Raw genomic sequence first — 22013 nt, 5'->3', positions numbered from 1 at the left:
CACACGGAGAATCAGCCGGGCCCGCCACCGCCCGGCAGGGTGACCGTCACCACCAGGCCGCCGCCGGTTCGCGGGCGGGCGGCGACCTCACCCCCGTGCGCGCGGGCCACCGAGCGCACGATGGACAGGCCCAGCCCCGCCCCCTTGGCGGTGACCATGCGCTCGGCGCCCAGCCGCCGGAACGGCTCGAACAGCGCGGGAAGTTCGTACGGCGGCACCGTCGGCCCGCTGTTGCTCACCTCGACCTCGGCCCTGCCGTCGGCCCTGACACGGCTGGTCGCCCGTACCCAACCGCTCTCCTTGGCGTTGTGCCGTACTCCGTTCTCCACCAGGTTGTGCACCATCCGCTCAAGCAGCAGGGCATCGCCCAGTGTGAGCGCCTCCCCCGCGTGCTCGGTGATCTCGATCCCGGCCTGCCCCGCCTCGGGCGCGCACTGCGCCACGACATGGCTGAGCACGTCGGCCAGATCGACGGGAAGCCGCTCGGTGATCTCGTTCTCCGACCCGGCCAGCAGCAGCAGCCCGACGATGAGCCGCTCGTGCCTGGTGTTGATCTCCAGTAGGTTCTCGCCGAGCTGCTTGACGTCCTCGGAGGCCGATTTGCGGTGCATGGCCAGCTCGACCAGTGCCCGGCCCAGGGTGAGTGGGGTGCGCAGCTCGTGGGAGGCGTTGGCGACGAAGCGCCGTTGCCCGTCGAAGGAGCGGTCCAGCCGCTCGATCATGATGTCGAAGGTGTCGGCCAGATCCTTGACCTCGTTGTCGGGCCCGCGCAGCGCGATCCGCTCGTGCAGTCCCCGGTCGGCGGCGGGGGCCGCGGCGATCCGCCTGGCGGTCTCGGTCACCTGGTGCAGGGGGGCCAGGACCCGGCCGGTGACCAGCCAGCCGAAACCCGCCGCGGCGCCGCCGACGACCACCAGCACGATGCCGCCCAGGAGGAGCATCGAGGTGGTGGCGGCCTCGTGCAGGGTGCTCTGTTGCTGCTTCATCCACTGCTCCGCCTGCTCCGCGTCGAGCAGGGCGGCCGACGACGGGCCGTACATGACGTCGGTGGCGGACGTCGGGCGTCCGATGGTGATGACCTTCGTCTTGGAGGTGAGCTGTTGGTTGAAGAGCATGTAGACGGTGCCGAGCAGTACGATCCCGGCCACCAGGAACAGCCCGCCGTAGATCAGGGTCAGCCGGGCCCGCAGTGTGACGCGGCGCGGCAGCGGTGTCCGGGACCTCACGGGATGCGATACCCCACTCCGGTGACGGTCTCGATGACCGGGGGGTCGGCGAGCTTGCGGCGCAGCTTGAGGATGGTGAGCCTGACGGCGCCGGTGAACGGGTCGGCGTACTCGTCCCACGCCTTCTCCAGCAGGTACTCGGCGGGAACCACCGCGCCGTCGGCACGCAGCAGCTCGGCCAGCACGGCGAACTCCTTCCTGGCCAGCGGCACGTAGCGGCTGTCGCGGAACACCTCGTGACGTGCGGGGTCCAGGGTGATGCCCGCGCGGCGCAGCACCGGCGGCGTGGCGGGGCGGCACCGGCGCCCGAGCGCCAGCACGCGGGCGGCCAGTTCGGGGAAGGCGAACGGCTTGCTGAGGTAGTCGTCGGCGCCCAGTGACAGGCCCTCGACCCGGTCGGTGACCTCGGCGGCCGCGGTCAGCATCAGCACCCGTGCGCCGGCTCCCGCCTCGACCAGCTCCCGGCAGACCTCGTCGCCGTGTACGGCCGGCAGATCCCTGTCCAGCACGACCACGTCGTAGTCGTTGACGCCCGCCCGCTCCAGCGCCGCCGCTCCGTCGAGGGCGACGTCGACCGCGTGGGTCTCCTCACGCAGCCACTCCGCGATCGCCTCGGCGAGCAACGGCTCGTCCTCCACCACCAGAACTCGCATGCCCCCATGGTGGCCGCCCCGGTGTTTCCTCCACGTTAGTGAGCGTTCCTGGAAACGCCGGGGAAACACCGCACCCGCTTGCATCACCTCCCGAAGGGCCGGAAACGCTCCGGCCGCGCTCTTGAGGAGACGACACCATGCGACTGCGGACGCACCATGCGCCGGTGGCACTGCTGATGGCCCTGATCCTGACCGGATGCGGCGCCGCTCCCGAAACCGGCACGGTGGCCTCGGCCGGCGGCGGGGCCAAACAGGCGGGTAGCAGTGCCGCCCCGACCCTGAGCCGGGAGGAGAAGGGCGTGAGGTTCGCCCAGTGCATGCGGGAGAACGGCGTGCCCATGGAGGATCCGGAGGGTGGCCGCATCCAGCTCAAGTTCGACAAGGACGGCGGCGTCGACAGGTCCACGGTGGACAAGGCCATGCAGGCATGTCAGGAGTTCAGCCCACAGGGCGACAGGTCCGGGGCCGCCGACCCCGAGGCGGAGGAGCGAGGCCGCGCCTACGCGGCCTGCATGCGCGAGAACGGCCTGGAGGGCTTCCCCGATCCCAAGCCGGGCCAGCGCGGCATCATGATCACCCCCGAGATCGGTGAGGACCCTGACTTCCCCGCCGCCCAGCAGAAGTGCCAGGACATCATGGCGGCCGGTGGCCCACGGTGACCGCTGAGGAGAGCCGCCCACGGCGCCGTGCGCGCCGCGGCGGAAAGATCGCCGTGGCGATCCTCGCCCTGGCCGTGGGCGGCGCGGTCGCCGCCGGCGTGCTCGGCATGGGCGACGGCACCGCGGCGGACTCCCCCGCCACCCGGCTGCCGCCCAAGACCGTCCCGGTGACCAGGCAGACGCTCACCGACACGCACACCGCCGACGGCGCGCTCGGCTACGGCACCACCGGTACCGCCGTCAACCGGCTGCCCGGTACCCTCACCCGCCTGCCGGGCACCGGCGACCGCGTCACCCGCGGCAGAGCCCTGTATCGGGTGGACGACAAACCGGTCGTGCTGATGTACGGCACGCTGCCCGCCTACCGGACGATGCGGATCGGCGACGAGGGTCCCGACGTCAAGCAGCTGGAGAGGAACCTGAAGGCACTGGGCTACACCGGCTTCACGGTGGACGGCGAGTACACCTACTCCACCGCCGAGGCCGTCAGGCAGTGGCAGGAGGACCGGGGCCTGCAGGAGAGCGGCGAGGTCGAACTCGGCCGGGTGATGTTCGCTCCCGGCGCGGTTCGCGTCGACAGCCTCCAGGCGGGAGAGGGCGACCCGACGGGCCCGGGACGCAAGGTGCTGACCTACTCCGGCACGGCCAAGGCCGTCACCGTCGAGCTCGGCGCCTCCGAGCGGCGACTGGCCAGAAAGGGCGGCAAGGTGACCGTCACGCTCCCCGACGGCACCACCATCGGCGGTCGCGTCGAGGAGGTGTCCACCGTGATCAAGCCGGGCGGTCAGGGCCAGAGCCCCACGACCGGCGTGGAGGTGGTCGTCGAGCTGCGCGGCGGGAAGGCGCAGAAGGCGGCCGCCGCCTACGTCATGGCCTCGGTCGACGTCACCTTCACCGCGGGCAGGCGCAAGGACGTGCTGACCGTCCCGGTCGCCGCGCTGCTGGCGCTGCGGGAGGGTGGCTTCGGCGTCGAGGTCGTCAACGGCTCGACGTCCTCCTACGTCCCGGTCACGACGGGCCTGTTCGCGGCCGGCCGGGTGGAGATCTCCGGTGACGGGATCACCGAGGGAACCGCGGTGGGGGTGCCGAAGTGATCTCGCTGAGCGACGTGACGAAGATCTATCCCGGCGGCGTCACCGCACTGGCCGGCGTCTCACTGGACATCGGCGCCGGCGAACTCGTCGCCATCGTGGGCCCCTCGGGCTCGGGCAAGTCCACCATGCTCAACGTGCTCGGCACCCTGGACCGGCCCACCGCCGGCAGCGTGCGCATCGACGGCTACGAGGTGGGCGGGCTCGGTGACGCCAGGTTGTCGGCGCTGCGGGCCACCCGGATCGGCTTCGTCTTCCAGCAGTTCCACCTCGCCGCGCGCGTCACGGCGCTGGACAACGTGGCCGACGGGCTGCTCTACTCCGGCCTGCGGCCGGGCGAGCGGCGGCGCAGGGCGGCGGCGGCGCTGGAGCGGGTCGGGCTGGGCCATCGGATGGACCATGAGCCGCATGAGCTGTCCGGTGGTGAGCGCCAGCGTGTCGCGGTGGCGCGGGCGGTGGCGGGCGATCCCCCGCTTCTGCTGGCCGACGAGCCGACCGGCAACCTCGACTCCGCCTCGGGGGCCGGGGTGATGGAGCTGATGCGCGGCCTGCACGCGGGAGGCACCACCGTAGTGATCATCACGCACGACCGGGAGATCGCCGAGTCACTGCCACGCCGGGTACGGATGCGCGACGGTCGCGTGACCTTCGACAACGCGCGGCCCGAGGCCACGGTCCCGGAGGTGGGGCGATGACCGCCGAGGTGCCGCGACCGGCGCTGCGACCGGCGCTGCGACCGGCCAGGATGTGGCCGCGCGATGTGCTCAAGGTGGGCGTGGTGGGCCTGCGCACCCGGCCGATGCGGGCGTTCCTGTCCGCGCTGGGGATCGCCATCGGCATCTCCGCGATGGTCGCCGTGGTCGGCATCTCCTCCTCCTCGCGTGCCGATCTGGACCGCACCCTGTCCGAGCTGGGCACCAACCTGCTGACCGTCTCGCCCGGCACGACGATGACCGGTGAGCAGGCCAGGCTGCCGGTCGAAGCCGAGGCGATGGTGGGCAGGATCGCCCCGGTGGAGTCGGTCTCGGCCATCGGACGGGTGGCCGACGCCGACGTCTACCGCACCGGAAAGATCCCCAAGGCGGAGACGAACGGGATCGCGACCTACGCCGTGCGGACCGGGCTGCCCGCCACCGTCGGGGTCGAGGTCCGTAGCGGTACCTGGCTCAACGCCGCCACCGCCTCCTATCCGGCGACGGTGCTGGGCGCGATCACCGCGCAACGCCTCGGGATCGGCCACGCGGGGCCGGACACCCAGGTAATGGTCGGCGGGGTGTGGTTCACCGTTGTCGGCATCCTGGCCCCGACGCCGCTGGCGCCCGAACTGGACACCGCGGCGCTGGTCGGCTGGCCGGTGGCCGAGTCCAGGCTGGGCTTCGACGGCCGCCCGACCGTCGTCTACACCCGCTCGCGGGACGCGCAGGTGGAGGCGGTGGCTCAGGTGCTCGGCGCCACCGCCAACCCGGAGGCCCCCAACGAGGTCGACGTGTCGCGTCCCTCCGACGCGCTGGCCGCCAAGCAGGCCGCCGACGCGGCCTTCACCGGGCTGCTGCTCGGCGTGGGCGGGGTGGCACTGCTGGTCGGCGGGGTCGGGGTGGCCAACACCATGGTCATCTCGGTGCTGGAACGGCGCGGTGAGATCGGCCTGCGCCGCTCCCTGGGGGCGACCAGGGGGCAGATCCGCACCCAGTTCCTCGCCGAGTCGCTGCTGCTGTCGGCGCTGGGCGGGGTCGCGGGCGCGCTGCTGGGCGTGGCGGTCACGGCGGGGTATGTCACCTCGGTGTCGTGGTCCGTGGTGATACCGGTGTGGGCGGTGCTCGGCGGGGTGGGCGCCACGCTGGTCATCGGCGTGCTGGCCGGCCTGTACCCGGCGATCCGCGCCTCCCGCCTGTCGCCCACCGAGGCGCTGACGCAGCCGTAGCCGGTACGAGGAAACCGTGGAGTGGTGCGGCAGGAGCCTCCTGGAGATCGTCCAGGCTCCGGAGGGTGAACAGCCGTCATCCCCGGCTCCCGAGGGACCCTCCAGCGATGGGCCGGAGGCACCGGTATCGAACCATCGCGGGGAGGGATACGTCATGAGGGCATGAGACATCGGCTGTTAGTCGTTCTGCTGCTTCTGGCCGGGGCCCTCGTGATCGCTCCCGGTACGGCATGTGCCTGCTCCTGCGCTCCCCTCGAACCGGCCGAGCAGGTGAAGGGGGCGGCGGCCGTCTTCACCGGGACGGTGGTGGCCGCCCGCCGGGTCGGCGGAGACCCGCTCGGTACTCCACCGCCGGTCGTCTACACCTTCCGGGCCGACCAGATCTACAAGGGGAAGGCGAGCGCCGAGTTCGAGGTGGCCACCAACGCCGACAGCGCCGCGTGCGGATACAACTTCGTCACCGGGTCGCGGTACCTGGTGTTCGCCGCCACCGGCCAGTCAGGTCTGCTCACGGCCGATCCGGGGGTGGCCCTGAACACCTCGCTCTGCGCCGGTAACCTGCTGGTCAGCCCGGGTGATGCCGCGTTGCGTGCCGGGGACGGCCTGCCGAGCGGGGAGTCGCTCGCAGCGGAACTCGTCACCGCCCTGGGTACCGCGACCCCACCCCCGGCGCTCCCGTCCCCGACGGCCGTCGCCACTCCCGCACCGGACGCCTCCGGCGGCGGGTCGATCCCGATCTGGATCTACGCGGGGGTGGCCGTGACGGGCGCCGGCCTCACCTTCACCGGGTGGCGATTCTCCCGGCGGCGCGGACGGAGCAGGCGCCTGCCGGACTAGGCGTGTCGACCGGACGGGCCGGTGACCGCGACGGATCAGGCACCGTGCGGTTGTCGTGGAGCCGGTTCGGGCCGCCTCCCTGGGATACGGGCTCGCCCAGGGAGGCGGCATCGGGCTCAGAGGCCGTAGGTGGAGAACAGGTTGGTGGTCGGCCAGGTGGTGACCGCGTTCGCGGCCTTGTGCATCAGGGAGTCGATGTCGCCGTAGCCGAGGCCCGAGGGGTCGTCACGCTGGTCGAACAGCACCACCCAGCTCAGCCCGTCGTACCTGCGGACCATCAGGGTCGAGGTGCCGGGTAGCGACCCGGTGTGCCAGGTGTTCATGCCACCGGTGACCGGGCGCACGTTCCACCCCAGACCGTAGTACCAGCCGTCCGCGTTGATGCCGATGGACGGCTTGGCGAACGTCCTGGTGATGGACGCCGCGGTGAGCGGTCCCGTGCCGTCGAAGATCGTGCTGAACTTCGCCAGGTCGACGGCGGAGGAGAGCCAGCCGCCGTGCGCGGCCATGTTCTCGATGTTGAAGCTCCCGTAAGGGGCGGGCAGCACGGCGCCGGAGGTGTCGAGCACCGTCGTTCCGGTCTTCCCGGAGAAGTACGGAGCCTCCGTCGACCGCCGCTGGCTCTTCGCGGATCTGCCGAGCGCCATCCGCTTGATCTTGACGGCGCCGAGGACCTTCTGCTGTACGTAGTCGGCGTACGACAGGCCGCTGATCTTCTCGATGATCTTCTCAAGCAGCAGGTAGCCGTAGTTCGAGTAGGCGTACTTCGTTCCGGGGGCGTGGTCGAGCGGGCGCCTGCCGGTCCACTCGATGACGTTGGCCTGGCTCACGGGCAGGGACACCCCGAGCAGCTTCGCGACGGCGCGGTCCTGGAACATCGGGTCCGAGGAGATCGCGCTGTTCCAGCCGCCCAGGTGCTGCAGCAGGTGGAGCACGGTGACGTCGCCGAGCCGGGTGTCGGCGGCGGTGCTCAGGCCGAGCAGCGGCGCCACCCGGGCGGACAGGCTCAGCTTTCCGTCCTGGACGAGCTTCGTCACCGCGGTCGCGGTGACCGGCTTGCTGAGGCTGGCGACGCGGAACAGCGAGGTGGGGCCCGCCTGGAACGTGGTGTCCGCGGTCCAGTTGTAGCCACGGGCCAGCATCAGCTTGCCCTTGCGCACCACGGCCAGGGACGCGTGTGGGATGGCACGTGCCTGCATGAAACTTTTCAGGGTGCTGTCGAAGGATGCCAGCCCCGAGGCGCTCTTCCCGGTGACCGTCCAGACGGGGGCGGTCACCCGGCCTGACGTGGCGGCGGCGAATCCCGGACGTGCCTGTGCGGTGGCGGCCCCGGCCGCCGCGGCGCCCGCGAGCAGCCTGAACGTGTCCCTGCGGGTCAACATCCCAGATCCCCCGATCTTTGAGGTCATCACGAAAACGGGATCTTACGGGAAATCAACCCATATCCGGTGGAGACAGGGCGGAGCGCAGAGTGCAGATGGCGCCGAACTCCCATCATTGACACATTTGTCAAGTCTCTCTAACTTGCAGATGGTCTTGTATGTGGAAGCTGTTCACGTGTGTGACCACGGGAGTGTGACCATGTCGCCCCAGAGTCCGTCGTTCGGCCGACGTCAGATGCTGGCCGGGGCCGCGGCCCTCGGCCTCGCGCTCGTCCCGGCCACCCGGGCCGCGGCCGGGACCAACCCCGCGCGCCCGTTCGGGCCGTACGGCTCACCGCTCCGCAGGCTGAACGAGCGCACGCTGTACGTCGACTCCCAGGGCCGGGGTGACCACACCGCGGTCCAGGCGGCGGTCGACGCGACGCCGGACGCTCCTGGGCAGGGCTGGACCCTGGTGATCGCGGCCGGCACCTACCGCGAGACGGTCCTGGTGGCCCAGGCCAAGACCGGCCTGACCCTCGTCGGCGCCACCCGCCGGGCCCGCGACGTCGTCATCGTCTTCGACAATGCCGCGGGAACGGCCAGGCCCTCCGGCGGCACGTACGGCACGAGCGGCAGCGCCACCACCACGATCCAGGCCGACGGCTTCACCGCGGCCCACCTGACCTTCGCCAATGACTGGCTGCGCGCCGACCACCCGGAGATCACCGCGACGCAGGCCGTCGCGGTGAAGGTGATGGGCGACCGTTCGTTCTTTGAGGCGTGCCGTTTCCTCGGTCATCAGGACACGCTTTACGCCGACACCCTCAGCCTGGCCGCCTTCGCCAGGCAGTACTACCTGCGCTGCCAGGTCGAAGGCGACGTCGACTTCGTCTTCGGCCGGGCCAGCGCGGTCTTCGACCGGTGTGAACTGCGCACCCTGGTCCGCGACGTGCCGTTTCGGCCCTACGGTTTCGTGTTCGCCCCGAGCACCGCCGCCGCGAACCCGCACGGTTACCTGGCGACCGGTTGCCGCATCACCGGCGAGTCCCCCGACGGCGCCTACGGCCTCGCATGCCCCTGGCGCCCGAGCAGCGACCCGACCGCCGTCCCGATGCTGACCGTGCGCGAGACCTGGATCGGCCCCGGGATCGACGTCACCGCTCCGTACGTGAACATGAGCGCCGGTTATCCCTGGCAGGACGCCAGATTCGGCGAGTACCGCAATGTCGGTCCGGGGGCCGCGAGGCCCGTTCCCGAGAACAGGCCCCAGCTGACCCCCGAACAGGCGGCCGGGCGGACCGTCCGCGCCTGTCTCGGCGACTGGCGGCCGTCAACGATCGATGATCATCTCTGGTCAGCCCTGGGCCGGTGACAGTTCCGCCATCCGCGACCAGCCCTCGCCGGGCACCTCGACGTTGATGATCTCCGGCGTCTTCGTGATCAGCTCGGGCATCCAGGCCATGGCGGTCCTGAAGTGCTCCGAGTTCACGTGCGCCTCGCCCGCCGCGGGCGAGGCGAACGCCTCCAGCAGGACGAACTGGCCGGGCACCTCGACGCTCCTGGACCATTCGAAGAAGACGTTCCCCGGCTCGCTGCGGGTGGCCTGGGTGAAGTCGTCGACGAGCGAGAGCCACTCCTCGGCCCGCTCGGGACGGATCGTGAACTTGACGGCGATGAAGATCATGAACTGTTCCCTGTCAAGAGTCGAGACGAGTGTTACCCGCCTGCGGGTATGGCGTGGGGCAGGTGTGCGGCGCCATGGCCAAGATAAGCGAGCGGATGCCGGGGAGCGGGAACCCACCCGCCGTGAGCCGGCCTCGGTCGGCGGCGCATGGGCGGGTCCCAACCGGGAAGGTCGGCACATGACGGGCGACGAGACCTGGCTCAGGAACCTCACCGTCCCGGCCGCCATCACGTGACGTCCTCACCCGACAGGGAGCAGACCATGCAGGCTCCACCGTCCCCGCGCGTGGCCCGGCCGGTCATGTACCACCGCTGGTCCGAGATGACCTTCATGCACTGGCGGTACCCGCCGGCCGAGATCCAGCGGCTGCTGCCGGCCGGGCTCACGGTGCACACCTTCGACGGCGCCGCCTGGGTCGGCCTCACCACCTTCCTGATGGAGGACGTACGGATACCGCACTCGCCGGCCCTGCCGTGGCTGTCGCGATTCCCCGAGACCAACGTGCGCACGTACGTACGAGATGACCAGGGGCGCGACGGCGTCTGGTTCCTGTCGCTGGACGCCGGGCGCCTGCTCGCCGTGCTCGGCGCGCGGGTCGCCTATCGGCTGCCCTACTTCTGGTCCGGCATGTCCGTCCGCGCGGACGGTGAGCGTCAGGGTTACCGCTGCCGCCGCCGGTGCCCCGGGCCGGTGGGCGCACGATGCGACGCGGACGTGGAGATCGGTCCGCCGCTCGCGGAGTCGGAGCGCGACGAGTTGGCGCACTTCCTGACCGCCCGCTACCGGCTGTTCACCACGGTCGCGGGCCGGACTGTCCACGCCGAGATCGAGCACCCCGACTGGCCGCTGCGCCACGCCCGGCTGATCCGCCTGGAGGAGGACCTCCTCCAGGCGGGCGGGCTCGCAGCTCCGGACGGCGCCCCCCTACTGCACGCCTCATCCGGGGTGCCGGTGAGGGTCGGGATGTGGAGCCGGTGACCACGTGTCATCCCTGCCTGACCAGCAGGTGGCGCGGGCCGCGCAGGACCGCGCTCTGCCGGTACGGGGGCGGGTCGGCGACGAGCCGGGGATTCTCCAGGTGGCGTACCAGCCCGTTCAGCGCGATCTGCGTCTCCAGCCGGGCCAGGGGGGCGCCGAAGCACAGATGGATGCCACTGCCGAAACCGAGATGCCGGTTGTCCCGCCGGTCGGGATCGAACCGGTCGGGGTCGCGGAAGTACGCGGGGTCGCGGTTGCCGGAGGCGAGCATGAGCGTGATCCGCGAGCCCTTCGGGATGGTGACGCCCGCGACGGTGAGGTCGCTGTAGGCGGCCCGCCAGGGGATGATGTGCACCGGAGGTTCGTAGCGCAGCAGTTCCTCGACCGTCCGGATGATCATCTCGGGCTCGCGGCGCAGGCGCTCCAGCACTTCTGGGTGGCGCAGCAGGGTCAGCACGCCGTTGGTGATCAGGTTGACCGTCGTCTCGTGACCCGCGATGAGCAGCAGGTTGGCGGTGCTGACGATCTCCTCGTCCGTCATGCGCCCGTCGGGGCCTTCGTCGCTCGCCAGCCGGGACAGCAGGTCGTCGCCCGGCGGCCGGCCGCGGCGGCTCCGCAGGAGTTCGGCGAGATAGTGCCTGAGGTCCTTGCGGGCCTGCGTGCCCTCCCGCAGGCGTTCCTGAGGGTCCGTCGCGGGGTCGAAGTCGAGCAGCGCGACGATCGCCTCGACCCACCGGTGGAATCGCGGCTCGTCCTCGCGCGGCACGCCGAGCAGGTGGCAGATCACGGTGACCGGGAAGGGGTAGGCGAAGTCGTCCACGATGTCGATCTGGTCCCTGCCCACCAGGTTCTCGATCAGGTCGGTGACGACGGCGGTCAGGTCGGGCCGCATGTCGTTCACCAGCGTGGGCGAGTGCGGGGGGCCGAAGTGCCGCATCGCCATGCGGCGCAGCCGGTCGTGCCGCGGCGGGTCGAGGCCGATGAACGCCGGTGGGTCCCCGCGCTCGGCGAGGGCCGGCCCCGGGTTTTCGAGGCTGTGCGCGTCGGAGCTGAGGTGCGGGTCGTGCAGCAGCGCGCTGATCTCCCGGTAGGTGCTGACGACGTAGTCGCCGTCCTCCTGCCGGGCCACCGGCCTCCTGCGCAGCTCCGCGTAGAGCGGGTACGGGTCGGCCCGGCTGGAGTAGTCGAGGATCCGCTGGAGAGTGCTGGGCGCCTGAGCGACTGTCATGACCGCTTCTCCTAGGGTTTGCCCGGGTTCAACAGCCCGGCCGGGCGAACGCCACGCGCCGCTCGCTCGGCTCGTGGCCGGTGACCATGACGGTGGCTCCGTGGGTGATGACGACGGGATCCGGGAAGCGGGCGGGGACCGGCTTCATGTCCGCGGGCTGGTCGGGGGTGGGGCAGGAGGGCGGGAAGGGGGCCGCCGCCTCGATCAGTCGCCGGTAGTGGTCGAGCCATTTGGCGTTGTCGAAGCTGACGGCCGCGGTGACTCTGCCGCGGTACCCGTAGGCCGCGACGAACCGGTGCTCCTCCACCGACCCCTGGGTGACGACGACCTCGTCCGCCATGACCGGAACGCCGACGGACTTGATGTTGACGCCGAACTGCATGGACCAGAACGTCGGCATGGACAGGTGCGGCCAGCGGTCTGTCGGAGGGCTGACCATGTTGTGCGCCGCGACCTGGGCCTGCTCCACCGCGTTGGCCCAGTGCTCCAGCGACAGGAACCGGTACTCGTAGACCGGGTGCGGGCAGCGTGCCACGTCCCCGGCGACGAAGACGTCATCGGTGACCAGGCCGTTGATGTCGAACGCCCGGCACCCCGAGTCGCAGGCCACCCCCCAGCGACCGGCGGCCAGCCCCGAGTCCCGCAGCCACTCGGTGTTGCGCACACCGCCGAGCGCGACCACCACCACGTCGGCGTCGATCGTCTCTCCATCGGAGAAGTGAGCGCGGCGCACCCACCCGTCGCCCTCCAGCCGGGTGACCCTGACACCGCAGCGCAGGTCGACGCCGTGAGCACGCTGGAGGCCCGCGGCGATCGAGCCGATCATGCTGCCGAGTGCTCCCACCAGCGGGGCCTCGGCGACCTCGGCGACGGTCACCGGTATGCCGCGCTCGCGGCAGATGGAGGCGATCTCGGAACCGGCGAACCCGGCCCCGATGACGAGTACCCGGCCGGGCCCGGCGTCCAGCCGCTCCCGCAGGCGGCCGGAGTCGTCGCGGGTGCGGACCACGAACACGCCGTCCAGTGCGGCTTCGGCCTCGTCGGGCCAGGACCTGGCACGTACACCGGTGGTGATCAGCAGCCTGTCGTAGGGAATCTCCCGCCCGTCCGCGAGCCGCACCCGCTTGCCGGCGAGATCCAGTCCCGAGGCGGCCACACCGAGCAACCACTCCGCGCCGATCTCGCGGCGCCGGGGTAGTGCGGTGCCGTCCGCGGGTACCCAGCCGGTCAGGACCTGCTTGGAGAGCGGAGGCCGGTCGTAGGGCTCGCACGCCTCGTCCCCGATGAGGGTCAGCGATCCGGTGAAGCCCTCGTCGCGCAGCGCCTCCGCGGCTCTCAGCCCCGCGAGGGAGGCGCCGACGATCACGATGCGGCCGTCACGCCTGAACGCCTTCAGGCTTCTCTCGCTGCTCATGACGGCCCAGATGTCTCGACCAGGATCGCCTGGACCGGACAGGCCGCGGCCGCACGCAGGACCTGGTCCCGCTGCGCGTCGTCGGGGCTGGAGTGGAACGCGAGGGCCTCCTCACCCTGCATCCGGAACGTGTCCGGGGCCAGGAAGGCGCACTGCGCATACCCCTGGCAGCGCGCCAGGTCGACGACAACCCTCATCAGGACCATCCCTTCCGAGCCCGAACACGGTTGAACAAGGCGCGAGGGGAGTCCGCGGGCCGGGTCTACCGTGAACCCGGCCTCGGAGCGATGCCGTGGCACGTCCTCACGTGTCGCCGGCGGCCGCCACGGTTTCGGGGAGAACGGTCAGGGAAAACCGCGAGGTAATGCGCTGACCTGGCTAAACGAGCGTATCGCGGACATCGGGGCGGAGCATCGCCCTTCTGCCAGCGGGTGGTCAAGGATTGCGTACGAGCTCGGCCATGGCGAGGTCCGGCCGGCTCGCTCAAGCCGGCTGAGGGTCGTGAGGGCGGCCCCGGTGCGCCCCCTCCGCGAGCGGTGATGCCCGATCGGTCGGCTGACGATCGAGGCTCAGAACGCGGCCCGGACCTCCTCCTGGCCGGGGTCCTCCTGGCTGAGCGCCCTGCTCCGTGCCGCCGGTGAACGCAGGTTCATCCGCAGGCGGACCCGGGAGCCTACGGCGATCCGCTCGATGGTGAACTCGTCGCACAGCTGGGTCATCAGCCACAGGCCGAAACCTCGAACGGTGCCCGTGGGGCGTTTCGCCGGGATGTGCTCGGTGGCCAGAATCCCCACGGTGTCGGTGACGTCGATGGTCAGGTGGGTCTCGTCCTGCCAGACGTCCACCGTGCCCTTGCCGCCGCCGTGCTCCAGAACGTTGATGACCGCCTCGTTGGTGGCGAGGAGGAGGTCGTTCAGACGTTCGCCCCGCATGCCGGCCTGGGTGGCGTAATGGTGGAGACGTTCCCGCAACGCGCTGAGATCCTCGTCGATCGGCCAGTGCTGGCCGTGGTCGCCGATCACGACACCCCCTTGACGTCGCCTTGTCTGGCAGTCACCGGGGGACGAGCCGACTTGCTCCAGAATCAGGGCGTTGCAGATGAGTTACACGATGCTAGACACCTGCCCGATCGTTGCCAACTTACGACGGTCATCCGCCGTGAATATCCGGGGCTCGCAGTGCCTTGACGGCGTCGGCGACGGTGGGCTGGATGCCGAAGGCCTGGGCGAGTCCGGTCAGGTGGAGGATTCGTTGCAGGCGGGGGTGCGGGCCGGCCAGGACGATGTTGCCTCCGCGATCCTGGACGATCTTGCGGGCGTTCAGGAATTCCTGGATTCCTGTGGAGTCGCAGAAGGTCAGATCGGCCAGGTCCATGACGAGGTCACTCCGGTCCTGGCCGATGGCCTGGCGAAGGTCGTGACGGAACCGCTCGGCATTGGTGTAGTCGAGCTCGCCGGCCAGGCTCAGCAGGACCATCTCCTTTACCGAGGGGTCGGACACATCGGTCACGCGGACGGCAGCGCTCACGGGTTACACCTCTGTGGACGGTCGGGGGAGGGAAGGCGGCCGGTGCCTCAAGCCTGGAGCCGACCGGGCCGATCCGGAGGTGCTCGGCTTGAGATCCTCCGAATTTCTCTAGAGCACTTTTACGCTACAGCCGAGGGGTGATCAGTTGTTATCCCACTGACGGATACCTTCTCTGGACCTGTCGTCGAGCACCTCCGACCAGCCGCAGATCTCGGCGATCCGCCACGCGTGCGGCCGGAGACCTCTGACGATCAGTCTGCGGTCGCCCACCATCCCGGATGCGATCTCCGCCAGCACCCGCAGGCCGCCCACGTCGACGAAGTCGACACCCTGGAGATCGGCATGCAGATCGCCGCAGGTGCGCTCCGCCGCCACGGCGAGGGCCCGCACCAGGATGTGCCGCGTACAGAGGTCGATCTCTCCCTCGCAGCGCAGGCCGACCGGCAGATCGGTGAAGAGAACGCGCAGTGAGCCGTGGCTGACCTCACCTACCATTGTGATCACCTTCTGGACGGGACATGAGGGTCGGTCGACATCTGCCGCGACGGCAGGCATGTCGACTGATCGTCATGAGGAACCGGCGGTGCCGGTGCCTGCTCTCATCATCCTTCAGCTGGGCGCATTTTGGTATGGTTTGCCGGTTTCGTGTTTCAATGCACGGAAACCGATCGGCCATCGCGTCCGCCGGAGATCCGCACGCACGGGAATGAACGTCTCGCGGAATCGGCTGACCAAGAGACCGCCGTACGGCGGTCCGGCAAAGGAGAACCCCCATGCAGGTGGATGTCAAGCTCTCCCCCGGTGGCGATTCCTTCGTGGCGACGGTGGACGGCAGGCGCGCGGGGCGGTTGGAACTCGTCCGGCGTGACGGGGTCATCGTCTATCCCCACACCAAGGTCGAGCCGGCGTACGAGGGCAACGGGGTGGGGGCCGCACTCGTCCGCACCGCGCTGGACGCGGCCCGCGCCGAAGAGGCCAAGGTCGTGCCTCTCTGCTGGTTCGTCAGGGAGTGGATAGACCGCCACCCCGACTACGCCGATCTTGTTCAGGGCGGCTGACCGATTCATAGCCAGAGGGTTTGGGACGTTCACGCCCCCGATAATCGCGCCGGAGCGAGCGGACACGCTGGTCACCGCGATGTCCGGGCAGAAAGCTTCTTGGCGGCCGGTGACCGGAACCTTCGGGCGGATGGAGCGGCCCACTCCGGGGGTTATCGTAAGAACGCAGGCGGTTTTGCAACAGGATTCATGGCAGATTGTGATCATCAGGTCGCGAGTCGTGCGGGATGATAGTGGCAATTACCCGGTTAGCGTAGATCGGCTGTGACGCTTGTCATGCGGGCCGGGTCATGGCCCGATCCCTTGCTAGGCTGCAGGGAACCGTTCGAACCGGGCGTTGTCTCACCCCGGCAGGTGAGACTTCTCAAGAAGTGGGGTCACACCGTGAAGAAGTTGCTCGTTCTGGCGCTCGTCGCCCTCGGGGGGCTGCTGGTCTGGCGCAAGGTGCAGGCCGACCGCGCCGAGCTCGACCTGTGGACCGAAGCCACCGGCAGCGAGAACTGACAGACGCGGCTACCGATTCGGGTGCTTTCATGGTCCTTGCCCAAGATGGCGTAAAACCCATCAGGCTTGTCTGCCTGGATCTGGCAGGCACCACGATCGGTGACGTCGCCATGGTCGAGCGGGCGTTCGCCGAGGCGATCGCCACGCAGGGCATCGTGCCCGGGACCGGTGCGTACGCTCGTGCCATGGTGCACGTGCACCGGTCCCGGGGATGCTCCAAGATCGATGTCTTTCGGGGGATCTTCCCGGACAACGAGGCCCAGGCCCAGGCGGCCAACCTGACCTTCGAGCGTTCCTACGAGGGCGCCATCGGACGCGCGGGCCTGGTTCCACTGCCCGGAATCGTCGAGGCACTCGACAAGCTCCGCGGTGCCGGCGTCAAGATCTGTCTCACCACCGGCTTCAGCCGTGTCACGCTCGGCCGCGTGCTGGCCGCCCTGAGCTGGTCCGACAGGATCGATCTGGCCCTGTGCCCCGAGGACACCGGCCGTGGCCGTCCGATGCCCGACCTGGTGCTCGCCGCGGTCATGCGACTCGGCATCGAGGACGTACGCCAGGTCGCCGTAGTCGGGGACTCCGAGAGCGAAATGCTCTGCGGCCGCCGTGCCGGCGCGGCGGTGGTCGCCGGCGTCCTGACCGGCGTCCACAGCAGGGAACGCCTCCTCAACGGGGGAGCCACCCACATTCTCGACTCCATCGTGGATCTCCCGGGACTCCTCCTCGCCGACGCGCCCGTCGAATCCCCTCTGGCCACCGCCGTCCACTGAAACCCGTCCCGGGGAGAGTCGTCCGGCATGACGCCACCACGCGGATCCAGTTGGCGTAGAGGCGGTCTCTGTTGCTACGGTGTACGACTGAAGCAGGCCGTCTCCCATGCAGCGGCTTGAATCTCGGGGCCTTAGCTCAGTTGGCAGAGCGCCTGCTTTGCAAGCAGGATGTCAGGAGTTCGAATCTCCTAGGCTCCACCAGCCAAAACACCCAGTCTGTGATCATGAAAACCGGGCTTGAGTGACTATCTGGGTGACTAAGCCTCCCGCCCGCCTCCGAAGAGACCGTCCATCGCCGTCGCGCCTTCCTGCATGACGGGGCGGATCTGGAGACGGTAGACCGTCTCGGTGACCACGGTGTTGGCGTGGCCGACCAGTCGAGAGATGTGCTCGATGGGCACGCCGGAGTCCGAGAGCAGCGAGACGAAGCTGTGCCGCATCTCCCGGGGCGTCCACTCCGTGTCGATCAGTCCCGCCTCCTTGAGGATCTTCCGGAAGTCCCGCCGGACGTTGCCGGCGCTCAGCGCGGTCCCGTTCTTCGTGCAGAACACCAGCCTCCCCGTTTCGCCGTGGTCGGTGGTCTCGCTGGTGAGCCCGTCGTTCTCCCAGAGCTTGCGAAGCGCCTCGACGCAACGCTGTGGCAGCTTGAGAGTCCGGCGAGACTTGACGGTCTTGGTGTCGCCGCTCTGCCGCACCGACCGCCACACGTAGACGGCGTACTCGGTGTGCTCCCACCCCGCCTCCGTGACGGGAACCCACGCCTTGCGCTCGTCGACGAACGCCACCACGTGAGTCCAGGAGAGCCCGCGCAGTTCCTCGGTACGAGCCCCCGTGAGCAGCGACAGGACGACGTACCCACGCATGCGCGCGTTCGCCTGTTCCGCAGCCGCCATCACGGCCGTGGCCTGGGCCAGTGTGAGCGCCTTGGACTTACGCCCCTGGCGTCCCTCGGGGACCTCGCACAGATCCACGACGTTCCGCTTCACCTTGTCGCGGACCATGGCGTTCTTCACCGACCGGTTGAGGATGCCGTGGATCATCTTGAGCGTCCGCGTGCTGAGTTCCGGCGCCTTGCCCGCCAGCCACCGGTCAACGTCCTCCACCGAGAGGTCACGGAGCTTGCGCGCACCGAGCGCCGAGATGACGTGGTTCTCGGCGAACTCGGTGTACAGGCCGACCGTCTTGCTCCCCCGCCCTTTCAGCCCGTGCTCAAGCCAGTACTTGACCGCATCAGCCACGGTGTAGCCGCCCGACGCGATGGCCAGCCCGTCCTTGTAGTCGCGGATGATCTCTTTGAGCTTGGCCTTGGCTTCGGTCTTGGTCTTGCCGCTGGCCTTCTTGACGATGCGCTTTCCGGCGGGGGTGTAGCCGACGGTCACCGAGGCGATCCAGCGCTCTCGCTGTTCGTCCCAGTGCAGGCCGCCGTCTCCCCGGCTGCGTCGTGTGGTCATGATGCCCTCGCTTCCTGTTCGAGTAGTGCCACGTAGTCGGAGATGGCCGAGGCCGGGATGAGCCGGGTCCGGCCCTGGGTGACCGAGCGCAGGCGCCCGGACCGGATCTGTTCGTAGATCACGCTGCGGCTCATGCTGAGCAGGTACATGGCTTCACTGACGCGATACAGCCGCCGATCACCAGGCGGTCGCAGTGCGGTCAACCGTCCTCCCGCTTCGCCGCGATGGCGCGGGCCTGGGAGACGCGGTGCCGGATGTGTTCGGCCATGATCGCCTCACCGGGGGTGTAGCCCGTTCCGGCGAAGCGCCAGTGCCCGAGAACGAGCGTCGTCTCGTCGCCGAGGGTAGGAAGGCCGTGCCGCTCGCGTGCTTCGGTGGCCCGGTGGTTGGCACGTACCTGTCGCAGGTCGCCCAGCGTGGTGGAGTAGCGAGCGGCGCGACTTGGAAGAGAAGTGGCCGCGAAATCCCAGCATGTGCGACCAAGGCCGCAGCCGTAGTGCGGCGAACTCTGGGCGTGCGCCCAACTCCCAGCAGGTGCGGATCATGCGCCGGGCGTGCTCGGTGACCGGCAACGCGTCCAGGTGCAGGCCCGGTTTCAGGCCAGTGCCATGGCAGCGCTCGCAGGAGGCCATCAGCCGCAGCCGCCCCCGACCGCTACAGGCCGGACATGACAAGCGACAATCGACGGTGCCGGATGCTTCGGCACCCTTGGTGGCGTACTTGGCGATGTAGCCCGCTACCGCCCGCTCGCTCAGCCCATTGGCCGTCTGGTCGAGCAGGATGGGCCGGATGTCGAGCTGATCACCCCAGACCAGATCCCGCCGTCCGAGATCACTGGCGGGCGAGGTCACGATGACCCGCTGGACCGCTGGCGGGATCGACCGGGTGAGCAGGTGGTGATCAGCCCAGTCCGGTGGGGGTTCGCTGCCCCCTTCGGGACCGTCGAGCCTGACGATGGCGTGGAAGTGCACCAGGCCGCGCCGCTGGTACTCAGCCACCTTGGCGAACGAGACCCGGACTCGCTTGCCGAACTCCTTGCGGCTCAGCCCCGCCTGGCCAGCCAGGGTGCGCCGCACTTCCAGGGTGAAGCGGTGCCACAGCGCGCCCGCGTGTGCCTGCCAGAGCACCGCACCGACGTAGTCGTAGCACTGGCCGCAGATGGGTTGCCCGAGCCGTTCGTCCTTTGACTCGTGGCGAGCATGGCAGCCGACCGGATGCCCGTGCTCACAGAGCTTGTCGCGGTTGCGGGGACGGCAGGCCCGCACCGTCCCGTTCTTCTCTCGCCGGGTGTGTACGGGGCCGAAGGATGGAGCGGTGAGGGTGACGAACGCCCGAGGGTGTGCGCTGACAGTCTCCGGGACGCCCTTGCCGCCGGACAGGCCCGCCCGAATCAACTGGAAGGTGTCGGCCCGGTAGACCTCTGAGCAGGCCGCGCAGACTGAGGCGCGGCGGTTGCCGCAGGCCACCAGCAGATGCCCGGACGGCTCATCGGCGGTGCGGTAGCTGTGCAGGATCTCGCCCGTGCTCGTGTCCACGATGGCCGACTCTCCGGCCAGGTGGATCGGGTTGGCGCAGCCGCCGGTACCGGCCACCATCGACCGCCACCGGTCGTAGCCGGGTGCGTTGAGCACCTGGACCAGATCGGTCATCCACTCCGGGTGTCGTGCCTGTTGGTCGTGCTCGTTCGGTTGGTTCATGGTGACCGCCCCCTCTCATGCAACACTGCCTGTAGTACATGTTGCCTTGCGTTGAGGGTTTCATGCAACCTGTAGTACAAGTAGTTATGGAACTTCCCGAGAAGGAGCAGCCGTGGAGACCACCGAGGACAAGGACGTCCGCTGGCGCACCATCGCGAGTGACCTGAGAACCGCGATCCTGGACGGCCGCTACCCGCCCGGCGGCGCCCTGCCGAGCGAACCGGAACTGGTCCGCCGCTACGAGGTCTCGCGTCCCACCGTGCGCAAGGCCATCGACACTCTGGTCTCCGAAGGACTGGCCTATGTCATGCGCGGACGTGGCTCCTTCGTCCGCCCCATGCCCGAACGCCAGGTCATCCTCATCAGCCACCAGACCAGGCCCGACCTGGCCGCCCCCGGTAACCATCCCGACATCCAAGCCTTCGGCTGGGATCTGGCCCTACGCGACGTCGACCCCGCCGCGCCGCTGTTCACCGGCGAGAAGATCACCGCCAACCGCGATATCGCGATCATCCTCGGCGTCCGGAGCGGACATCCGGTCATCCACCGCCGCAGCATGTGGCACCGCGGCCACACCGCCCGCATCCACGGCGCCTCGGCCCGCCTGGAGATCAACTCCTACACCAACGCCGACATGCTGCCCGACTGGGACGACCCCAAGCGCTTCCACCAGTACCGCAAGCGGCCCGCGTTCTTCTACCAGACCCTCATCCGCGAACACGGCCCCATCCGCTGGATGACCCTGACCACCTCCCGCATCGCCTACGAAGACGAACGCGCCCGCCTGGGCATGGACTACGCCGAGGCGATCCTCATCATCCGCCGCACCATGGCCGACCAGAACGGCCACCCGATCGAGGTCACCGAGGTCAAGGCCCCCGCCAACCGCTACGAGATCGGCTACAGCGCCGAACTGGCCGACGACACCAGCGCGGTATTCACCCCCGAAGAACTCGCCGACAACGGCATCGCCCTCATGATCTAGAAACCTACTGAAGGTGGCTTCCTCATCACCCAGAGCTGACAGACGTTCAGGTTGTCAGCAAGGCCAAGTGGACACACTCACGCGGTAATCGCCCTTCGTCTCTGGAGGGAACCAAACCGACAGATTGACTTGAGAGCCCTCGATGTCCTTCACGACGCAGTCCTCACCGTCAGAGAACTCCTCGCTGGAGACGACGACTTTCCAACCCTGTTGAAGGGCAATGGCGCGATAGTAGGACTGAACATCTTCCAGGGTTTGCTGTTGCGCCGGGCGATAAGACCGGCTCACAGATGCAAAATAGTCGTCGGTGTCGCAGCTGGAGTCGCGCTCCCCGCGCGGGACGGCCCCAGGCGGGCGTGCGTCCAGGATGTCGAACGACGCCAAGGCTTTGTCGATGATGTTGTATTCCTCACCGCACTCGCTCCGATTCCCTATTACATAGGAGAACGCAGGGAAAGTGACGACGCCAATCACTGCGAGAAACGCGAAGACCACCGCCAGTACCACCAGGTACGCCTTCTTCATGATCTCTAACATAGCTGGTCTTGATGGCGCAGATGGTGAGACTGGCATCAGAGGCTGGCCCGTAGGACATGCATGATCATGGGTGGCTCAGAGTTTCTTTACTGGTTTAAAGCGGCAGCGCTCCGCGCCGCCGCACGGCGGGACACGCCCCGCCGTCCCGGCACGGCCAGCGGGCCGGGCGTGCGGCTCTGGCGGCCGGTCCCGGCCCGCGCCAGCCGGGACGGCACGGCGTAAGCCCGCCGCCCACCGCACCGAGCACCCGCCGAACCGAACGCACCCGCCGCCCCTGGTACGCGTTGCCGCCTGCCGCTCCGACCGCCGGCCCAACCGCTTCGCGGCCCCTTCGGGGTGCCTTCGGCATTGCGCCGGCCGTCTCCACTCGGTGGTCATCAGGAACACCTCAATGGCGAGGAGCAAGGACTCTGCCGCCCTGCTTCCGGTGCG

Annotated in this window: 25 protein-coding genes, 1 tRNA gene and 1 pseudogene; 12 read left to right on the top strand and 15 right to left on the bottom strand. The window is 69.3% G+C overall.

Annotated features, from left to right (window positions below):
• Positions 1 to 11 precede the first annotated feature (11 nt).
• Complete coding sequence (locus ACFQVD_RS31685) at positions 12 to 1226, bottom strand: sensor histidine kinase (RefSeq protein WP_343970465.1); 1215 nt, start codon at positions 1224 to 1226, stop codon at positions 12 to 14.
• Positions 1223 to 1879 carry a response regulator transcription factor gene (locus tag ACFQVD_RS31680; protein ID WP_343970468.1) on the bottom strand — a complete coding sequence of 219 codons (657 nt, stop codon included), beginning with the start codon at positions 1877 to 1879 and terminating at the stop codon, positions 1223 to 1225. Before ACFQVD_RS31680 ends, ACFQVD_RS31685 begins: the two co-directional genes overlap by 4 nt.
• 137 nt (positions 1880 to 2016) lie before the next feature.
• On the opposite strand from ACFQVD_RS31680, the gene ACFQVD_RS31675 reads away from it, so the two are divergent.
• The 5 genes from ACFQVD_RS31675 (at position 2017) to ACFQVD_RS31655 (ending at position 6387) form a co-directional block, all read left to right on the top strand.
• Positions 2017 to 2538, top strand: coding sequence for a hypothetical protein (locus ACFQVD_RS31675; RefSeq protein WP_343970471.1), 522 nt, complete (start codon positions 2017 to 2019; stop codon positions 2536 to 2538).
• Positions 2535 to 3632, top strand: a complete 1098-nt coding sequence (locus ACFQVD_RS31670; RefSeq protein ID WP_343970474.1) for a peptidoglycan-binding domain-containing protein — start codon at positions 2535 to 2537, stop codon at positions 3630 to 3632. Before ACFQVD_RS31675 ends, ACFQVD_RS31670 begins: the two co-directional genes overlap by 4 nt.
• Positions 3629 to 4324, top strand: a complete 696-nt coding sequence (locus ACFQVD_RS31665) for an ABC transporter ATP-binding protein (RefSeq protein WP_343970476.1) — start codon at positions 3629 to 3631, stop codon at positions 4322 to 4324. Before ACFQVD_RS31670 ends, ACFQVD_RS31665 begins: the two co-directional genes overlap by 4 nt.
• Entirely contained in the window at positions 4321 to 5550 is a 1230-nt protein-coding gene (locus tag ACFQVD_RS31660; RefSeq protein WP_343970480.1) for an ABC transporter permease, read from the top strand. Before ACFQVD_RS31665 ends, ACFQVD_RS31660 begins: the two co-directional genes overlap by 4 nt.
• A gap of 162 nt (positions 5551 to 5712) precedes the next feature.
• Positions 5713 to 6387 carry a hypothetical protein gene (locus tag ACFQVD_RS31655; RefSeq protein ID WP_343970483.1) on the top strand — a complete coding sequence of 225 codons (675 nt, stop codon included), beginning with the start codon at positions 5713 to 5715 and terminating at the stop codon, positions 6385 to 6387.
• A gap of 116 nt (positions 6388 to 6503) precedes the next feature.
• On the opposite strand, the gene ACFQVD_RS31650 is transcribed toward ACFQVD_RS31655, so the two are convergent.
• Positions 6504 to 7769: a serine hydrolase domain-containing protein gene (locus ACFQVD_RS31650; protein WP_343970486.1), complete on the bottom strand. Its 1266-nt coding sequence runs from the start codon at positions 7767 to 7769 to the stop codon at positions 6504 to 6506.
• 199 nt (positions 7770 to 7968) lie between these two features.
• Here ACFQVD_RS31650 and ACFQVD_RS31645 point away from each other — a divergent pair, with 199 nt between their 5' ends.
• On the top strand, positions 7969 to 9123 hold the full coding sequence (locus ACFQVD_RS31645) for a pectinesterase family protein (RefSeq protein ID WP_343970489.1): 1155 nt from the start codon (positions 7969 to 7971) through the stop codon (positions 9121 to 9123).
• On the opposite strand, the gene ACFQVD_RS31640 is transcribed toward ACFQVD_RS31645, so the two are convergent.
• The gene (locus ACFQVD_RS31640) at positions 9106 to 9435 is read right to left on the bottom strand and encodes a putative quinol monooxygenase (RefSeq protein WP_343970492.1); all 330 of its coding nucleotides are present in this window, start codon (positions 9433 to 9435) and stop codon (positions 9106 to 9108) included. The two genes, ACFQVD_RS31645 and ACFQVD_RS31640, sit on opposite strands and share 18 nt — an antisense overlap.
• A gap of 261 nt (positions 9436 to 9696) precedes the next feature.
• On the opposite strand from ACFQVD_RS31640, the gene ACFQVD_RS31635 reads away from it, so the two are divergent.
• Positions 9697 to 10413 carry a YqjF family protein gene (locus tag ACFQVD_RS31635; RefSeq protein WP_343970495.1) on the top strand — a complete coding sequence of 239 codons (717 nt, stop codon included), beginning with the start codon at positions 9697 to 9699 and terminating at the stop codon, positions 10411 to 10413.
• A 7-nt stretch (positions 10414 to 10420) separates the two neighbouring features.
• Here ACFQVD_RS31635 and ACFQVD_RS31630 read toward each other — a convergent pair whose 3' ends face one another.
• The 6 genes from ACFQVD_RS31630 to ACFQVD_RS31605 form a co-directional block, all read right to left on the bottom strand.
• Positions 10421 to 11641 (bottom strand): cytochrome P450, encoded by a 1221-nt coding sequence (locus ACFQVD_RS31630; protein WP_343970498.1) that lies wholly within the window; start codon positions 11639 to 11641, stop codon positions 10421 to 10423.
• A 28-nt stretch (positions 11642 to 11669) separates the two neighbouring features.
• Positions 11670 to 13055 carry an NAD(P)/FAD-dependent oxidoreductase gene (locus tag ACFQVD_RS31625; RefSeq protein WP_343970501.1) on the bottom strand — a complete coding sequence of 462 codons (1386 nt, stop codon included), beginning with the start codon at positions 13053 to 13055 and terminating at the stop codon, positions 11670 to 11672.
• On the bottom strand, positions 13052 to 13252 hold the full coding sequence (locus ACFQVD_RS31620) for a ferredoxin (protein WP_343970504.1): 201 nt from the start codon (positions 13250 to 13252) through the stop codon (positions 13052 to 13054). The genes ACFQVD_RS31625 and ACFQVD_RS31620 overlap by 4 nt, the downstream gene beginning before the upstream one ends.
• Positions 13253 to 13624: 372 nt before the next feature.
• The gene (locus ACFQVD_RS31615) at positions 13625 to 14077 is read right to left on the bottom strand and encodes an ATP-binding protein (protein ID WP_343970508.1); all 453 of its coding nucleotides are present in this window, start codon (positions 14075 to 14077) and stop codon (positions 13625 to 13627) included.
• A gap of 127 nt (positions 14078 to 14204) precedes the next feature.
• Positions 14205 to 14582 carry an STAS domain-containing protein gene (locus ACFQVD_RS31610; RefSeq protein ID WP_343970511.1) on the bottom strand — a complete coding sequence of 126 codons (378 nt, stop codon included), beginning with the start codon at positions 14580 to 14582 and terminating at the stop codon, positions 14205 to 14207.
• A gap of 141 nt (positions 14583 to 14723) precedes the next feature.
• Entirely contained in the window at positions 14724 to 15077 is a 354-nt protein-coding gene (locus ACFQVD_RS31605) for an STAS domain-containing protein (protein ID WP_343970948.1), read from the bottom strand.
• Between the two features lie 278 nt (positions 15078 to 15355).
• Between ACFQVD_RS31605 and ACFQVD_RS31600 the strand changes: the two genes are divergently transcribed.
• From ACFQVD_RS31600 to ACFQVD_RS31585, 4 genes are all read left to right on the top strand, one after another.
• Positions 15356 to 15640: a GNAT family N-acetyltransferase gene (locus tag ACFQVD_RS31600; RefSeq protein ID WP_343970514.1), complete on the top strand. Its 285-nt coding sequence runs from the start codon at positions 15356 to 15358 to the stop codon at positions 15638 to 15640.
• A 384-nt stretch (positions 15641 to 16024) separates the two neighbouring features.
• Positions 16025 to 16144, top strand: coding sequence for a DLW-39 family protein (locus ACFQVD_RS31595; RefSeq protein ID WP_211264163.1), 120 nt, complete (start codon positions 16025 to 16027; stop codon positions 16142 to 16144).
• A 29-nt stretch (positions 16145 to 16173) separates the two neighbouring features.
• Entirely contained in the window at positions 16174 to 16911 is a 738-nt protein-coding gene (locus tag ACFQVD_RS31590; RefSeq protein WP_343970517.1) for an HAD family hydrolase, read from the top strand.
• A 125-nt stretch (positions 16912 to 17036) separates the two neighbouring features.
• Positions 17037 to 17112, top strand: a tRNA-Ala gene (locus tag ACFQVD_RS31585).
• 56 nt (positions 17113 to 17168) lie between these two features.
• Here the strand turns inward: ACFQVD_RS31585 and ACFQVD_RS31580 are convergent.
• The 4 genes and pseudogenes from ACFQVD_RS31580 to ACFQVD_RS31565 all read right to left on the bottom strand — a co-directional run.
• Entirely contained in the window at positions 17169 to 18362 is a 1194-nt protein-coding gene (locus tag ACFQVD_RS31580) for a site-specific integrase (RefSeq protein WP_343970520.1), read from the bottom strand.
• On the bottom strand, positions 18359 to 18565 hold the full coding sequence (locus ACFQVD_RS31575; protein ID WP_285707720.1) for a helix-turn-helix domain-containing protein: 207 nt from the start codon (positions 18563 to 18565) through the stop codon (positions 18359 to 18361). Before ACFQVD_RS31575 ends, ACFQVD_RS31580 begins: the two co-directional genes overlap by 4 nt.
• On the bottom strand, positions 18562 to 18768 hold the full coding sequence (locus ACFQVD_RS31570) for a hypothetical protein (protein WP_386274405.1): 207 nt from the start codon (positions 18766 to 18768) through the stop codon (positions 18562 to 18564). The genes ACFQVD_RS31575 and ACFQVD_RS31570 overlap by 4 nt, the downstream gene beginning before the upstream one ends.
• 94 nt (positions 18769 to 18862) lie before the next feature.
• A pseudogene (locus tag ACFQVD_RS31565) lies at positions 18863 to 19957 on the bottom strand (replication initiator); the annotation flags it as partial.
• 214 nt (positions 19958 to 20171) lie between these two features.
• Between ACFQVD_RS31565 and ACFQVD_RS31560 the strand changes: the two are divergent.
• Entirely contained in the window at positions 20172 to 21044 is an 873-nt protein-coding gene (locus ACFQVD_RS31560; protein ID WP_343970528.1) for a GntR family transcriptional regulator, read from the top strand.
• 54 nt (positions 21045 to 21098) lie between these two features.
• Here the strand turns inward: ACFQVD_RS31560 and ACFQVD_RS31555 are convergent, their stop codons facing one another.
• Positions 21099 to 21569, bottom strand: coding sequence for a hypothetical protein (locus tag ACFQVD_RS31555; protein WP_343970531.1), 471 nt, complete (start codon positions 21567 to 21569; stop codon positions 21099 to 21101).
• Between the last annotated feature and the right edge of the window lie 444 nt (positions 21570 to 22013).

The sequence above is a fragment of the Streptosporangium amethystogenes subsp. fukuiense genome (assembly GCF_042665875.1).
Classification (GTDB): domain Bacteria; phylum Actinomycetota; class Actinomycetes; order Streptosporangiales; family Streptosporangiaceae; genus Streptosporangium; species Streptosporangium fukuiense.
The sequence above is the reverse complement of the archived record's forward strand: the minus strand, read 5'-3'. Positions and strand labels throughout refer to the sequence as shown.